We start from the raw sequence: 14,764 nt of genomic DNA on the forward strand, positions 1-14,764 counted from the left end.
CAGAGTGTCGGCCGTCCGTGACCCCGGCCACATCCGCTGAGGTACTCAGACGGTACTCAGAACGCCGAGACACCCGTCAGCGCCCGCCCGATGACCAGCTTCTGGATCTGGCTGGTGCCCTCGTAGAGCGTCATCACGCGGGCGTCGCGCAGCAGTTTGCCCGCCGGGTACTCGTCGATGTAGCCGTAACCGCCGAACACCTGCAACGCGTTGTTCGCGGCGCGCACCGCAGCCTCCGAGGCGAACAGCTTGGCCTTGGACGACTCGACCGCGAAGGGCTCACCGCGGTCTATCAGGTCGGCCACCCGCCAGGTCAGCAGCCGGGCCGCGTCCACGTCGACGGCGATGTCACTGATCAGCTCCTGGACGAGCTGGTGCCCGGCGATCGGCTTGCCGAACTGCTCGCGCTCACCGGCGTAACGGACGGCCGCGTCCAGCGCGGCCTGGGCGATCCCCACACAGCCCGCCGCGACCGACATCCGCCCCTTGGCCAGCGCGGACATGGCGAGGGAGAACCCCTTGCCCTCCTCGCCGACCATCGCGGAGGCGGGCACGCGCACCCCTTCCAGGACCAGTTCGGCGGTGGCCTGGCCGCGCAGCCCGAGTTTGCCGTGGATCGTGCGGCGGGTGAGGCCGGCGGTGTCCGTCGGTACGAGGAAGGCGGAGACGCCCTTGTGGCCGGGAGCATCCGTCGACCGGGCGAACAGCAGCACCACGTCGGCCCACGTCCCGTTCGTGATGAACATCTTGGTGCCGTCGATGACGTAGTCGCCGCCGTCCCGCACCGCGCGCGTGGCGAGGTTTCCCGCGTCGGACCCGGTACCGGGCTCGGTGAGGCCGAAGCAGCCGACGTACTCGCCGGAGGTGAGCCCCGGCAGCCACCGCCGTTTCTGCTCCTCGCTCCCCCGGGCGGCGATCGTCTTGGCCACCAGCCCCAGCGAGACGGAGACGATGCCCCGCACGGACGAGTCACCGCGCCCCAGCTCCTCGGTGACCAGGCAGTACGCGAGATGGTCGCCGCCCGAGCCGCCGTACTCCTCGTCGATCGTCAGCCCCAGGAACCCGACCTCGCCGAGCTTCTTGACGATGGCCCGGTCGACCTCCTCGGCGCGGTCCCAGGCGATGACGTGGGGGGCGATCTCGCGGTCCACGAACTCCCGCGCCAGCCGTCGGACGGCAGCCTGCTCCTCACTCAGCCCCAGGTCGACCACGAGATCACCTCACTTGAGAACCGCACCATTAAATTAGCACTGCTAGTTTCCGTTCCGCAGCCCTACTATGTGCGCCATGGCCCGACCGCGCAAGCCCCTCCTCAGCACCGACCGGATCGTCGAGACGGCCCGCGCGCTCGTGGACGCGGAAGGCCTCGCGGCACTGTCCACGCGCCGGCTGGCGGCGGAGCTCGGCGTCAGCGGCCCGTCGCTCTACAACCACTTCGGCACCAAGGACGAGATCCTGGAGGCGGTCGCCGACTCGGTGAGCGCCCAGGTCGACCTGTCGATGTTCGAGGACGGCCGCGCGTGGCGGACCGCCCTGCACGACTGGGCCGTCTCCTACCGCGCTGCCCTGCGCGACCATCCCAACATCGTCCCGGTCCTGGCCCGGGGCCCCGGCCGCCGCCCCGCGGGCCTGCGGCTCGCCGACGCGGTCTACGGCGCGATGGTCGAGGCGGGCTGGCCGCCCGCGCAGGCCACGTCCATCGGCGCGCTGATGCGGTACTTCATCATGGGCTCGGCGCTCGGCTCCTTCGCGGGCGGATTCGTGGACGACAAGAGTGCCTACGACCCCGAGGACTATCCCCATCTCGGCCAGGCGCACCTTCTCGCCGAGCAGCAGGAGAAGATCGACGAGCGGGCGTTCGAGACCGGGCTCAGGGCTCTGCTGGACGGCCTCGCCCAGCAGTACGAGCAGGTCGGACCCACCGCGTAGGCATATTTCGGTGGGCGCCGAAGTATCTCTCCGCGATGCTGGACCACATGACCAAGGACCCGCAGGCGCCTCAGTTGGCGAGGCTCGCCGCCCTGATCGCCGACGAGACCCGGGCGGCCTGCCTCCTGGCCCTCCTCGACGGCCGGGCCTGGACGGCGGGCGAGCTGGCCCGCCACGCGGGTGTGGCCGCGTCCACCCTGAGTGAGCACCTGGGCAAGCTGGTCGCGGGCGGGCTGCTGGCGGAGGAGCGGCAGGGGCGCCACCGGTATGTGCGGCTGGCCGACGCGAGCGTGGCCCACCTGGTGGAGGACCTGGCGGCACAGGTCGCCCCGGACGCGGTCCCCCGGCCGCGAAACCTGCGGGAGTCGAGCGCGGGCTCGGCGATGGCACGGGGACGTACGTGCTACGACCACTTGGCGGGACGACTGGGCATCGCGGTGACGGAGGCGCTGACATGCCGTCAACTTCTGCGTCAGGACACGGGTTTCGCTCTTACGGACGCTGGTCTGGCGTGGTTCGAGTCCACGGGCATCTCTCTCGACCGCAAGGGCCGGCGCCCCCTGGCCCGAGCCTGCCTGGACTGGACCGAACGACGCCCGCACCTGGCAGGGGTCGCGGGCGCGGCCCTGTGCCGGCACGCCCTGGCCGAAGGCTGGTGCGTACGCATCGGCTCGGAGCGGGCGGTGAAGGTGACAGCGACAGGGGAACGGGCGCTGACCGAACTCCTGGGGATCGACGCGGAGACGCTGCGCTGAGGCGCCCAGGGGCCACCCGTCCGAAATCCGCGAGCTTCCGCATCCTCCCCTCCCTAACCTCAGGAGCATGATGAACCACCGCCGGACCGAACTCCTCGCAGCCGGGGCAGCCACCGTCACCGTCATCCTGTGGGCCTCCGCCTTCGTCTCCATCCGCAGCGCGGGCGCCGCCTACTCCCCCGGCGCCCTGGCCCTCGGCCGACTCCTCTCCGGCGCACTCGCTCTCGGCGTGATCTGCCTGATACGCCGGGAAGGACTCCCCCCACGCTCCGCCTGGCGCGGCATCGCCGTCTCCGGCGTCCTGTGGTTCGGCTTCTACATGGTGGTCCTGAACTGGGGCGAGCAGCAGGTCGACGCGGGCACCGCGGCCCTGGTCGTGAACATCGGCCCCCTCCTGATCGCCCTGCTCGGCGCCCGGCTGCTCGGAGACGCGATGCCGCCCCGCCTGCTGGCCGGAATGGCGGTCTCCTTCGCCGGCGCGGTCACCGTGGGCCTGTCGATGTCGGACGACGGCGGCGCCTCGGTACTCGGCGTGATCCTGTGCCTGCTCGCGGCGATCGCCTACGCCGGCGGAGTCGTCGCACAGAAGCCGGCACTGGGCTCCGCGACCCCGCTGCAGGTGACGACGTTCGGCTGCTTCACCGGCGCCCTCGTCTGCCTCCCGTTCGCCGGCCAACTGGTGTCGGAGGCGGCCGACGCCCCGGCCTCGGCGACCCTCAACATGGTCTACCTGGGCGTTTTCCCGACCGCCCTGGCCTTCACGACCTGGGCCTACGCGCTGGCCCGTACGACCGCCAGCCGCATGGGCGCCACCACCTACGCGGTTCCCGCCCTGGTCGTCCTGATGTCCTGGCTGGCCCTGGGCGAGGTCCCGGGTCTGCTCACGCTCGCGGGCGGGACGCTGTGCCTGGCAGGCGTGGCGGTGTCCCGCTCCCGAGCGCGGCGGACGGCCCCGGTCCCGGTGACGGCACCGGAGCCGGAGCCGCAGCCCGAGAGCGCCTCAGACCCCGCGTGAACGCGCCCTGGACGCAAGCACCTTGATGCAGAGCAGCGCGATCACCGAGAGCCCGATGATGTACCCGGACACCGCCATCGACGTGCCCGTGGCCTCCAGCAGCAGCACCATCAGGAAGGGCGCGAGCCCACCGCCGAGCACGGCGGCGATCTGGTAGCCGAGGGAGGCGCCGGTGTACCGCATCTCCGGCGTGAACAGCTCGGCGAACAGGGCGGCCTGAGGGCCGTACATGATGCTGAGGAAACATCCGGCGACGAAGGTGGACACCGCCAGCCACAGCAGCGACCCGGTGTCGATGAGCAGGAACATCGGTACCGCCCACAGGGCGATGCCGACCGCGCCGAGGGCGTAGATCCGGATCCGGCCGAGGCGGTCGGAGAGCGCGGCGGCGGCCGGGATCAGCACCAGCTGGGTGAGACTGATGCAGAGCGAGACGGTGAGAACGGCACTGCGTTGCATCCCGAGTTGACGGGTGGTGTAGTCGAGGACGCCCGTGATCATGATGTAGAAGGTCGCGGTGTTCACGGCGAAGGAGCCGCCCGCGAGCAGCACCGTGCCGAGGTGGTGGCGGAGGATCATGCGCAGCGGGGAGTTCTGACCGCTCTTCTCCTTTGCGGCCAACTCCTGTTCCGCCTGCCGGAATTCGGGGGTCTCCTCGACCTTGGCGTGGATGTACCAGGCGAGCGCGAGGACGAACAGGCCGATGAGGAACGGAACCCGCCAGCCCCAGGCCGCGAACCCGGCGTCGGTGGTGAACGCCCCGGCCAGCAGGAACACCGTGTTGGCGGTCACCACGCCGATGGGGACGCCGAGTTGGACGACGCTGCCGTAGAGTCCGCGCTTGCCCTCGGGGGCGTACTCGGTGGCCAGCAGCATCGCGCCGCCCCACTGCGCGCCGACCGCGACGCCCTGGACGACGCGGAGGAGCACGAGCAGGATCGGGGCGGCGACGCCGATCGTGGCGTACGTCGGCAGCAGCCCGATGCCTGTGGTGGCGACGCCCATGAGGGTGAGGGCAAGGACCAGCATCGGCTTGCGGCCGCGCTTGTCGCCGAGGTGGCCGGCGACGATGCCGCCGATCGGGCGGGCGAGGAAGCCGACGGCGAAGGTGGCGAAGGCGGCGAGGACTCCGGCGGTGGAGCTGCCGGCCGGGAAGTACAGATCGCCGAGAACGAGGGCGGCGGCTATGCCGAAGACGAAGTAGTCGTACCACTCGACGGCGGAGGCCAGGGCGGCCGCGGTGGCGACGCGACGGCGGTGGGGAGTCGCCGGCGCTGCTACGGAAGTGGGGTGAGCGGAAGGGGCCGTGTCCATGCGGTGCACACTCCGGTGGGTGCGTGGGGACGTTGGCGGCTGAACATACTGACCGGACGGTATGGGGTCAACGGTTGTGCGGGAAGGTTGCCCGGAGCACCCGAGGGGGGTCCGGGCAACCGTCGATCAGAACACCACCAGTGCCCGGCCGCCCTTGCCCGCCAGCATGTTGTCGAACGCCGCCGGAATCCCGTCCAGCGCGATCCGTTCCGTCACCAGGGCGCCGAGGTCCAGGCGGCCCGCCCGGACGTGCTCGGCGAGCACGGGGAGGTCCTCGGCCGGGTTCGCGTTGCCGTAGACACAGCCGGCGAGGGTGCGGCCCCAGTGGAAGAGCTCCAGGGCGTTGAAGGTGACCTGCTGGTCCTTGCCGCCGATGCCGACGACCGTCGTACGGCCGCCGCGGCGGGTCGAGTCCCAGGCCGTGCGGATGGTCGTCGCGCGGCCCACGCACTCCACGGCGACGTCGACGCCCTGCTTGCCGGTGAGGCCCCTGATCTCGCGGGCGGTGTTCTCGGAGGCCACGACGTACTCCGTGGCGCCCGCCGCGCGCGCCAACTCCTCCTTCTCCGGGGAGACATCGACCGCGACGATCCGTGAAGCGCCCGCGATCCGGGCCGCCTGGAGCGCGGCCAGGCCCACTCCTCCGACGCCGTACACCGCGACCGTCTCGCCCTCCCGGACCCGGGCCGCGTGGTGGACGGCTCCGTAGCCGGTGAGGACCGCGCAGCCCAGCAGGGCCGCGTCGGTGAGCGGGATGCCCTCGGGGAGGGGCAGGAGGCAGGACTCGGAGACGACCGTCTCCTCGGCGAACGCGGCGACGTTCAGGCCGGGGTGGAGGTCGGTGCCGTCCGCGGTGCGGGCGTAGACGTCGGCGGCGCCGTTGAGCGCGTTGGCGCACAGCCAGACCTCGCCGAGCGAGCAGGCATGGCAACTGCCGCAGGAGGGAGCCCAGTTGAGTACGACTCCATCGCCGGGCGCGACCCCGGTGACGCCCTCCCCCACGGCGACGACCGTGCCCGCGCCCTCGTGGCCGAGGACGGCCGGGACGGGGACGCGCATGGTGCCGTTGGACAGGGACAGGTCGGAGTGGCAGACCCCGGCGGCGGCGAGCCGGACGCGGACCTGGCCGGGGCCGGGGTCCGGCAGGTCGATGTCGGTGACCTCCAGGGGAGCGCCCACGGCGGGAAGAACGGCGGCACGAACCACGGGAAGGCTCCTTCAGAACTGGAGGGACTTGGTCTGGAGGTACTCGGCGAGACCGTGCGAGCCGAGCTCGCGGCCCACGCCGGACTGCTTGTAACCGCCGAAGGGAGCAAGGGGGTTGAAGCGGCCGCCGTTGATGTCGACCTGGCCGGTGTCCATCCGCCGGGCGAAGGCCACGGCCTCCGACTCGTCGCCGGCCCAGACGGCGCCCGCGAGTCCGTAGACCGTGCCGTTGGCGATGCGCAGGGCGTCCCCCTCGTCCTCGTAGCGCAGGACGGACAGGACCGGGCCGAAGATCTCCTCCTGCGCGATCGTCATGTCGGGGGTGACGTCGGCGAAGACGGTCGGGCTGACGAAGTAGCCCTGTTCGCGCGGGGATTCGGGGCCGCCGGCCACCAGTCGGGCACCCTCGGCCACACCCTTTTCGATGTAACCCCGCACCCGTGCCTGCTGCTTGGCGCTGACGACGGGACCGATGCGCTCGCCGTACTTCGCGGCGGCGGTGGCGGCGAGTTCGACGGCCTCGTCGTACTGCTCGGTGTGCACCAGCATCCGGGTCCAGGCACTGCAGGTCTGGCCGGAGTTGGACATCACGTTGGCGACGCCGACGTTGACCGCCTTGGCGAGGTCGGCGCTCGGCAGGATGACGTTGGCGGACTTGCCGCCGAGTTCCAGGGCGACCTTCTTCAGGGCGGCGCCCGCGGTCGCGCCGATCCGCCGTCCGACCGCGGTGGAGCCGGTGAAGGAGACCAGGTCCACCTCCGGGTGCTCGGCGAGCGCCTGCCCGGCGACCGGGCCGAGGCCGGTGACCAGGTTGAAGACGCCGGCCGGGACGCCGGCCTCGTGGACCGCCTCGGCGAAGAGCTGGGCGACCAGCGGGGTGTCCTCGGCGGGCTTGAGCACGACCGTGCAGCCCGCGGCGAGGGCCGGGGCGACCTTGGCGACGATCTGGTGGAGCGGGTAGTTCCAGGGCGTGATCGCGCCGACCACGCCGATCGGCTCCTGGTGGACGGTGGAGTTGCCGACCTTCTCCTCGAAGGGGTGGGTGGCCGCGAGCTCCGCGTAGGAGGCGGCGACCGCGACGGGGACGGCGGCGTGGACGTTCTGCGAGAACTTCAGCGGCGAGCCGAGCTCGGCGGTGACCGTCTCGGCGATCTCGTCCTTGCGGGCGGCCAGGACGTCCCGGAGGGCGGCCAGGCGGGCGGCCCGCTCGGCGGGTGCGGTCGCGGCCCAGGCCGGGAGAGCGGCGCGGGCGGCCCGTACGGCGAGGTCGACGTCCTCGGCGGTACCGGCCGGGACCCGCGCGATGACCTGCTCGTCGACCGGGTTCACGACCTCGATCACGTCCGGGGCGGTGGCGGGGCGCCACTCGCCGTCGATGTACATGCCGTCGTGCGCCTTCATGGTGCGTCCTCCCGGGCTGGGCCGTGACCTGTTTCGTCGTCCGGCCACATAAACTAGCGGCGATAGTTTTTTCGCGCCAGAGCGGGCCCGGACCGTCCAGGGACATCAGAAGTCGGCACGGGCCCGGTCGTCCACCCGCCCCACGGATTCCTGCCCGAACGTCTTCTCGTACGCCCGCCGGATCTCCTCGATCCTCCGGTCGCTCGCGGCGGCCTGACCCGCCGGGTACAGCAGGATCAGCTCGTACGACCTCTCCTTCTCGATCCTCCCGCTCACGTCCCGCCACTGCCCACGCCCGGCCTGCACGGTCAGTCCGTCCGGGAAGCCGGGCGTGACCTCCTTGTCGACGAAGGCCATGAACTGCCGGTCGGTGACAGCCGGTCCACCGCCGGGCCGCTCGGTCCCGAAGAACAGCTGCGTCTCGACGTACGGCGCCCCGCGCTCCGGCACCGAGTCGTCGGCCTCGGCGAGGGTGGCGTAGGCGGTGGGCGGGGCGGCGACGAGCAGAAGGGCGACGCCGGCGAGGAGCACCCTGGTCCTGGTGAGGAGCACGTTCATACGCCCTGCCTAGCGGGCCACCGCCACCAGCCCCGGCTGCCGCGCCCTCGGTTCACTCCACCAGGCCGAAGGCACGCCGGGAGGGGCGGCCTGGTTGGCGGTGCGGCGAGTCGACGCCGGCCAGGGCGGGGTGGTGCGGCGAATCGAGGCTGGCCAGGGGCTGGCCCGGGGCGGACGGAGGCAGTGGTGCGGACCGACCGCGGACAAGGCCGGAAGGGTCGCAGGCGGAGCGGCGGACCGACCGCGGACAAGGCCGGGGCGGAGGTGGCAGCGCGGCGGAGGCACGGCGGCCGGCGCCGGGGGCGGTGGCCAGGCGGCGGGGGCGGTGGCCAGGCGCCGGGGGCGGTGGCCAGGCGCCGGGGGCGGTGGCCAGGCGGCGGAGCTACGGCGGGCCCAACGCCGAGCCGCATTCTTCCCCCGCCCGACCCCTCACCCGTCCAGGTACGGTCGCAGGCGCCGTGGCGGACCGACCGTGGCCGGCGCCGAAGCGAACGAAGGCGGTGCGGCGGAGCGACGGCGGACCCGGCGCCGAGGCGCACCCTCACGCCGAGCCGCGCCCTCCCCCACCCGGCCCCTCACTCGTCCAGGTCCGGAAGGTGGTCCGGGGACGGGGAGATGCGTTCTCCGTGCTGGTCGAAGACGAAGAGGTGGGAGATGTCGACGAGGAGGGGGACCTGCATGCCGCGGCGGAGGTCGAGGTCCGGGGTGGTGCGGACGACGAGGTCGCCGGGGAGGCGGGGGTCGGACGGGGTGGGCTCGGGGCCGGAGTCCGGCGGGTCCTCCAGGACCACCACCGGGCCCGCCCGCAGGGAGCCCGCGCGATCCCGCAGACGTTCCAGGACCGTGCCGTCGCGGCGGCGGCGCCGGGTCGGCCGTGGAGCGGGCCGCGGGGCCTCCAGGTCGGGGACGAGGGCGGGGCGGGAGCCGGTGTTGAAGTGGACGAGGACCTCGTGGCCCTGGAACTCCACGTGCTCCACCAGGCCCGTGATCGGCATCTCGCCGGGACGCGCGGAGGTCCGTTCGGCGATGCGGATCGCCTCCGAACGCAGGCCCACGATCACCTCGCGGCCCTGCTGGACGCGGAGCAACTGGTGGTCCAGGGAGAGGGGTTCGGGCAGCCGCAGGTACTGCTTGCCGAGGCTGATGGTCATCGCGCCGTCTAGCGGGGCCCGGACCAGGCCGCGCAGCAGGTTGATGCGCGGGGTGCCGATGAAGGCGGCGACGAAGACGTTGCGGGGCAGCGCGTACACCGAGCGCGGGGTGCCGACCTGCTGGAGAACTCCGCCGCGCAGCACGGCGACCCGGTCACCGAGCGACATGGCCTCGGCCTGGTCGTGCGTGACGTAGACCGTGGTGACGCCCAACTCCCGGGTGAGCCCGGCTATTTCGGCGCGCAGGTGGTTGCGGAGCTTGGCGTCCAGGTTGGACAGCGGCTCGTCCATCAGGAACGCGGAGGGGTGGCGGGAGATGGCCCGGCCCATCGCCACCCGCTGGCGTTCGCCGCCAGAGAGCTGACCCGGGTAGCGGTCGAGGAGGTCCTCGATGCCCAGCATGCGGGCGGTGGCGTCCACGCGCGCGCGTGGATCCTCGTCGGGGGCCTCGATGCGCAGCGGGAAGCCGATGTTCCCGCGGCTGGTCATGTTGGGGTAGAGGGCGAAGTTCTGGAACACCATCGCCATCCGCCGCTCGGCAGGCAGCAGCTCGTTGGCGTACTCGCCGTCGAGTCGGAGCTCGCCCTCGGTGATCTCCTCCAGTCCGGCGATCATCCTGAGCACGGTGGATTTGCCGCAGCCGGAGGGGCCGAGCAGGACGAGGAACTCGCCGGGTGCGATGTCCAGCGAGAGCCGGTCCACCACCCGGATTCCTCGCGTGTAGGTCTTGCTCACGTCGTGCAAGGAGATGGCGCGTGTCATGACGGTGCCCCCGAGGGCTGAATCAGGCGCTGGTGCTCCGCGGTCGAGAGGCCCCGGGCGGGTCGTACGGGGCTGTGAGTCACGGAAGTTAACGGAACGCGCCCGGTCAGGGGAAGAGACTGGGCGGTATCAGGCGCTCCAGTCCAGCCAGTGAGAAAACGGACGGCCGGATTCAGCGGGCCGTCGTGCTCTTCGGCGGCCGCGGCTCACGGGTCTGGGTGAGGTGGGCGAACACCACGACGTTGCTGGTGTAGCCCGTCCGCCACTTGAAGAGCCCACCGCAGGTGATCACGCGGAGCTCCGGGCGCCGGGCCGGGCCGTAGACCTCCTTGTCGGGGAAGCCCTCCTTGTCGAAGACCTTCACCCGGTCCACGGTGTAGACGGCGGTACGGCCGTCCGCGCGCCCCGCCTCGATCACTTTGCCTGGCTTCACCTGGGCGAGCGCGGCGAAGACGGCGGGGCCGGTCCTGGTGTCGCGGTGACCGACGGCGATCGCCGTGCCGGACTCGCCGGGCGTGGGTCCGCCCTGGTACCAGCCCACGAGTTTCGGTTTGTCCACCGGCGGTGTCGCCAACTCCCGTCCTCTGATGAGCCCGAGGCCCGTGATGGGGGCGTCGATGCCCAGGGACGGGATGCGGAAGGAGGTCGGCCGGGACCGGGGCAGCGGGCGGAGCGGGGGCGTGCGGGTGGGCGTGGGGCGGGCGGAGGGGGCCTGCCCCCGGGTCGGCTCGGCGCCCGGCCCACCGGTCATCTCGGCGCCAGGCTCACGGCCCACTTCGGCGCCAGGCCCACCACTCACCTCGGCGCCCGACCCACGGCCCGCCTCGGCATCCGGCTCTCGGGTCACCTCGGCGCCAGGCTCACGGCCCACCTCCGCGCCCGGCCCACCACTCACCTCGGCGCCCGACCCACGGCCCGCCTCGGCATCCGGCTCTCGGGTCACCTCGGTGTCCGGGCCGGCGGCCGCCACGGCGCCCTGGCCGTCGGGCACGTACGGCGCGGTCGACTTGTGGTCACCCGTGCACCGGACCCCCACCGTCACCAGGACGACGGTGAGCAGGGCCGTCCTGGTGAGGCGGTAGGCGCGGGTCCGATACCAGGGCCTGCGTCTGCGCCTACGCGGCGCCATTGGGCCGACGGCGGTTCAGCCGGAAGTACGCGACACCGCCGACCGCCACCAGGCCGACGGCTCCCGCGGCGGTCACCGGCGCGAACGCGGCCGCGGTGTCGACGAGACCGCCGCCGCCCGCGTGCACACCGCCCTTCGGGCCATTGGGGTCGCTCTTGCCCCAGCCCCCGCCGTCGCTCCCCCGGTCCTCGATCTGGTCGCCCGGCCGGCGGTCCCCGCCGCGCTTGCCGTCGTGGCAGTTGACGCGGAAGACCTTCTCCTTGGGGACGCCCGTCACGATCCAGGTGATCTTGTACTGACCGTCCGCCAGCCCCAGCGGGTCCGTGTGACCGGCGCCCCCAGCGAGCTGGATGGCGCCGGCGACGGTGGCGGCGCTGGGAAGCGGAGGCTGGGGCGTGATGGTGTAGGCGATGGTGGTGAGGACGTCGAAGTTGACGGCATCCAGGTAGAACTTGCAGACCTTGGGATCGTCCTTCGAGATGCCGAAGGGCATGCCCACATGGTGGATCCGGATGTCGCCGTTCTCACCCGCGGCCGACGCGGTCGGCGCCGCCACCCAGGACGCGCCGGCCGCGGCGAGGGCGGTGAGGACGACAGTTGCGCCCGCGCGAACGCGGAAGGTACGTGGGAGTGTCAGGGTGGCCATGGGCGCTCCTCCGATTCAGACGATTTCCATACAAATCGCTCTTTCGGCAGCACTCTCCTTTATGCGCGCAGCGGTCGGGCGCATCGACGCCCGGCGCGCCGTCAGATATCGCTCGTGCGGCGCAATCCCGGGCGTTTCGGCCGCTTTCCCGCGTCCGGACCGGGCTTTTCGGGCGGCCCCGGCGACCGCAGCGCCACTCCCGCCGAGAGCAGCAGCAGCGTCCCGAGCATCACGAAGGGCGCCGCCGCGCCCACGAGCCCCGCGACCAGGCCCGCGGTGGCCGGTGCGGCGACCTGGCCGAGACGGTTGCCGGTCAGCCGCAGGGCGAGCGCGGTGGAGCGGGCGCCGTCGGGGGCGGCCTGGACGACCGTCGTCATGGACAGCGGCTGTCCGACGCCCAGGCAGAAGCCGAGCACGGCGAGCATGACGGCCAGCGCCCACACCGGGACCGGCAGCGCGATGCCCGCGCACAGCAGGGCCGCCAGCAGACACGTCGCGGTCAGGAGCAACGCGCGCCCCAGCAGCCGTAGCAGAGGGGTCAGCACCAGACGGCAGGCGATGGTGGCGGCCGCGCGCAGGCTCAGCAGCAGGCCGATCACCGAGGGGGCGATGCCCCGGTGCTCGCCGACCACCGGAAGGTACGCGGTGAGGATGTCCGTGGCGGACAGTACGGACAGGCTCACGAAGATGCCCCCGGGCACGCCCCGGGACCGCAGGATGTGCCCGACGCGGACCCGATCGCCTTGTCCGGTACGGGACTTGGCCGCCGTGTCGCGGTGCTCGATGCGCCACAACGACGTGCACGCGACCGCCGCCCCGGCGCCCGCGACGAGCAGCGCCAGCGCACTCGTGCCCGCCATGTCGGAGCCGCCGATCAGCGCGCCCGCCGCGATCGGGCCGACCAGCTGGCCGAGGGAGGCGCCGATGGTGAAGTGGCCGAAGTTGCGGTCCTGTTCGTGCGGGGCGGACTGGCGGGCGACGAGCGACTGGGCACCGATGACGAAGCTGAGATGGCCGAGGCCCATCACCCCGCTCCAGATAGCCATCGTCCAGAGCGAGTCGGCGAGGCCGCTGAGCGCGCAGCCGCCGGAGATCAGGACCACCCCGACGGGCAGCAGCGGCGCACACCGCCCGTGATCCGTACGGCGGCCCAGCGGGACCGCCGCGAACAGCGGGAGCAGCGCGTACACACCGGCGATGACACCGACCGCCCGTTCGTCCGCGCCCAGCGCGAGGGCCCGGTAGGAGACGGCGGGCCGGGCCATCGACACCGCCCCCTGCGCGAAGCTGAAGGCGATGACGAGGCGGAGCAGCCAGCCGCGGTTCCCACCGGGCGCCATGGTTCAAGTCCTCCGTGAAGCAGGTCCTCCGTGAAGCAGGTCAGATGATCCCGAAGAGGATGCCCGCCCCGAGGATGATCAGGCAGGTGAGCGCGGCCCACTTGACCACGAACCTGGTGTGGTCGCCGAACTCCACCTTGGCCATGCCGACCAGGACGTACACGGCCGGGACGAGCGGGCTCGACATGTGCAGCGGCTGGCCGACGAGGGAGGCGCGGGCCATCTCGAGCGGGGTGACACCGTGCGCCGCGCCGGCCTCGGCGAGGACCGGGAGGACGCCGAAGTAGAAACCGTCGTTCGACATGAAGTAGGTGAGCGGGAGGCTCAGGACGCCGGTGACGAGGGCCATGTGCGGGCCCATGCCCTCGGGGATGACGTCCACCATCCAGCGGGCCATGTGGTCGACCATGCCGGTGCCCTGGAGGACGCCGGTGAAGACGGCGGCGGCGAAGACCATGCCGGAGACGTTGAGGACGTTGTCGGCGTGGGCGGCCAGGCGGGCCTTCTGGTCCGGGATGTGGGGGAAGTTCACGGTGAGCGCGAGCGCGGCGCCGATCAGGAACAGCACCGGGATCGGCAGCCACTCCATGATCATGGCGGTGAGCAGGGTGAGCGTGAGCAGCGCGTTGAACCAGTAGAGCTTGGGACGCAGGGTGGCCCGGTTCGGGTCGAGGACCTGGAAGCGCTCCGCGTCGCCGGCCTCGTCCTCGGCGTCGGTGCCGGAACCGGAGCCGCCGGTGGCCACGGGGGTCTTCGAGCCGGAGCCGGAGCCCGAGCCGCCGGCGCCCACGAGCACCGTCTCGGTCTCCTCGACCTTCGTCTCGGCCTTCTCGTCCACCAGGATCTCGTCCAGGGTGAGCACGCCCAGCCGCTTGCGCTCGCGCTTGCCGAGCACGTACGAGAGGACGAAGACGCCCAGCAGGCCGACGGCCAGGGCCGGGATCATCGGGACGAAGATGTCACTGGCGTCGAGCTTCAGCGCGGTGGCGGCGCGGGCCGTCGGGCCGCCCCAGGGCAGGGTGTTCATCACACCGTTGGCCATGGCGGCGACACCGGTCATCACGACCAGGCTCATCTTCAGGCGCTTGTACAGCGGGTACATCGCCGAGACGGTGATCATGAAGGTGGTCGAGCCGTCGCCGTCGAGGGAGACGATCGCGGCGAGGATCGCCGTGCCGACGACGATCCGCATCGGGTCGGCCTTCGCGAACTTCAGGATGCCGCGGACGACCGGGTCGAAGAGGCCGACGTCGATCATCACGCCGAAGTAGACGATCGCGAACATGAGCATCGCCGCGGTGGGGGCGAGGCTGGTGACGCCGTCGATGACGTAGTCACCGAGCTTGGCGCCCTTCCCGACGAAGACGCAGAACAATGCCGGGATCAGCACGAGCGCCGCGATCGGCGACATCTTCTTCAGCATGATCAGGACCAGGAAGGTCGCGATCATGGCGAAGCCGAGGATGGTCAACATGAGTGGATACCTAACGTTCGCCCTTGAACTCCCACCGGAGTCGGCAGTGCGATGACGTTAGGACCCGTCAAGCAGCGTTAACAA

The 14,764-nt window shown here is 71.9% G+C and carries 13 protein-coding genes; 3 read left to right on the plus strand and 10 right to left on the minus strand.

Going from position 1 to position 14,764, the window contains the following annotated elements:
- Positions 1-56: 56 nt before the first annotated feature.
- On the minus strand, positions 57-1,211 hold the full coding sequence (locus ACIBJB_RS22845) for an acyl-CoA dehydrogenase family protein (RefSeq protein WP_398932931.1): 1,155 nt from the start codon (positions 1,209-1,211) through the stop codon (positions 57-59).
- A 76-nt stretch (positions 1,212-1,287) separates the two neighbouring features.
- Here ACIBJB_RS22845 and ACIBJB_RS22850 point away from each other — a divergent pair, with 76 nt between their 5' ends.
- The 3 genes from ACIBJB_RS22850 (at position 1,288) to ACIBJB_RS22860 (ending at position 3,699) form a co-directional block, all read left to right on the plus strand.
- Positions 1,288-1,929: a TetR/AcrR family transcriptional regulator gene (locus tag ACIBJB_RS22850; protein WP_398932932.1), complete on the plus strand. Its 642-nt coding sequence runs from the start codon at positions 1,288-1,290 to the stop codon at positions 1,927-1,929.
- A gap of 35 nt (positions 1,930-1,964) precedes the next feature.
- The gene (locus tag ACIBJB_RS22855) at positions 1,965-2,684 is read left to right on the plus strand and encodes an ArsR/SmtB family transcription factor (RefSeq protein WP_398932933.1); all 720 of its coding nucleotides are present in this window, start codon (positions 1,965-1,967) and stop codon (positions 2,682-2,684) included.
- A 70-nt stretch (positions 2,685-2,754) separates the two neighbouring features.
- Positions 2,755-3,699 carry a DMT family transporter gene (locus ACIBJB_RS22860; RefSeq protein ID WP_398933045.1) on the plus strand — a complete coding sequence of 315 codons (945 nt, stop codon included), beginning with the start codon at positions 2,755-2,757 and terminating at the stop codon, positions 3,697-3,699.
- Here ACIBJB_RS22860 and ACIBJB_RS22865 read toward each other — a convergent pair.
- The 9 genes from ACIBJB_RS22865 to ACIBJB_RS22905 form a co-directional block, all read right to left on the minus strand.
- Positions 3,685-5,013: an MFS transporter gene (locus tag ACIBJB_RS22865; protein ID WP_398932934.1), complete on the minus strand. Its 1,329-nt coding sequence runs from the start codon at positions 5,011-5,013 to the stop codon at positions 3,685-3,687. The genes ACIBJB_RS22860 and ACIBJB_RS22865 overlap by 15 nt on opposite strands.
- Before the next feature lie 126 nt (positions 5,014-5,139).
- Positions 5,140-6,219: a Zn-dependent alcohol dehydrogenase gene (locus ACIBJB_RS22870; RefSeq protein ID WP_398932935.1), complete on the minus strand. Its 1,080-nt coding sequence runs from the start codon at positions 6,217-6,219 to the stop codon at positions 5,140-5,142.
- Between the two features lie 12 nt (positions 6,220-6,231).
- Positions 6,232-7,620 carry an aldehyde dehydrogenase family protein gene (locus ACIBJB_RS22875; RefSeq protein WP_398932936.1) on the minus strand — a complete coding sequence of 463 codons (1,389 nt, stop codon included), beginning with the start codon at positions 7,618-7,620 and terminating at the stop codon, positions 6,232-6,234.
- A 105-nt stretch (positions 7,621-7,725) separates the two neighbouring features.
- Positions 7,726-8,178: a DUF3574 domain-containing protein gene (locus tag ACIBJB_RS22880; RefSeq protein ID WP_398932937.1), complete on the minus strand. Its 453-nt coding sequence runs from the start codon at positions 8,176-8,178 to the stop codon at positions 7,726-7,728.
- Positions 8,179-8,753: 575 nt separating this feature from the next.
- A complete protein-coding gene (locus ACIBJB_RS22885; protein ID WP_398932938.1) occupies positions 8,754-10,091 on the minus strand; it encodes an ABC transporter ATP-binding protein in 1,338 nt (445 codons plus the stop codon).
- A gap of 172 nt (positions 10,092-10,263) precedes the next feature.
- On the minus strand, positions 10,264-11,220 hold the full coding sequence (locus ACIBJB_RS22890) for a class F sortase (protein ID WP_398932939.1): 957 nt from the start codon (positions 11,218-11,220) through the stop codon (positions 10,264-10,266).
- Entirely contained in the window at positions 11,207-11,866 is a 660-nt protein-coding gene (locus ACIBJB_RS22895; protein ID WP_398932940.1) for a hypothetical protein, read from the minus strand. The genes ACIBJB_RS22890 and ACIBJB_RS22895 overlap by 14 nt, the downstream gene beginning before the upstream one ends.
- A 101-nt stretch (positions 11,867-11,967) precedes the next feature.
- A complete protein-coding gene (locus tag ACIBJB_RS22900; RefSeq protein ID WP_398932941.1) occupies positions 11,968-13,206 on the minus strand; it encodes an MFS transporter in 1,239 nt (412 codons plus the stop codon).
- A 40-nt stretch (positions 13,207-13,246) separates the two neighbouring features.
- Positions 13,247-14,680, minus strand: a complete 1,434-nt coding sequence (locus ACIBJB_RS22905; RefSeq protein ID WP_398932942.1) for a CitMHS family transporter — start codon at positions 14,678-14,680, stop codon at positions 13,247-13,249.
- Positions 14,681-14,764 lie beyond the last annotated feature (84 nt).

Source organism: Streptomyces sp. NPDC050759, from assembly GCF_044456945.1.
Taxonomy (GTDB): Bacteria; Actinomycetota; Actinomycetes; order Streptomycetales; family Streptomycetaceae; genus Streptomyces.

Coding starts and splice junctions, on each gene's coding strand:
- ACIBJB_RS22865 (WP_398932934.1), bottom strand. CDS start 5,013: ATGGACACGGCCCCTTCCGCTCACCCCACTTCCGTAGCAGCGCCGGCG.
- ACIBJB_RS22905 (WP_398932942.1), bottom strand. CDS start 14,680: ATGTTGACCATCCTCGGCTTCGCCATGATCGCGACCTTCCTGGTCCTG.
- ACIBJB_RS22880 (WP_398932937.1), bottom strand. CDS start 8,178: ATGAACGTGCTCCTCACCAGGACCAGGGTGCTCCTCGCCGGCGTCGCC.
- ACIBJB_RS22890 (WP_398932939.1), bottom strand. CDS start 11,220: ATGGCGCCGCGTAGGCGCAGACGCAGGCCCTGGTATCGGACCCGCGCC.
- ACIBJB_RS22860 (WP_398933045.1), top strand. CDS start 2,755: ATGAACCACCGCCGGACCGAACTCCTCGCAGCCGGGGCAGCCACCGTC.
- ACIBJB_RS22885 (WP_398932938.1), bottom strand. CDS start 10,091: ATGACACGCGCCATCTCCTTGCACGACGTGAGCAAGACCTACACGCGA.
- ACIBJB_RS22900 (WP_398932941.1), bottom strand. CDS start 13,206: ATGGCGCCCGGTGGGAACCGCGGCTGGCTGCTCCGCCTCGTCATCGCC.
- ACIBJB_RS22855 (WP_398932933.1), top strand. CDS start 1,965: ATGCTGGACCACATGACCAAGGACCCGCAGGCGCCTCAGTTGGCGAGG.
- ACIBJB_RS22895 (WP_398932940.1), bottom strand. CDS start 11,866: ATGGCCACCCTGACACTCCCACGTACCTTCCGCGTTCGCGCGGGCGCA.
- ACIBJB_RS22875 (WP_398932936.1), bottom strand. CDS start 7,620: ATGAAGGCGCACGACGGCATGTACATCGACGGCGAGTGGCGCCCCGCC.
- ACIBJB_RS22850 (WP_398932932.1), top strand. CDS start 1,288: ATGGCCCGACCGCGCAAGCCCCTCCTCAGCACCGACCGGATCGTCGAG.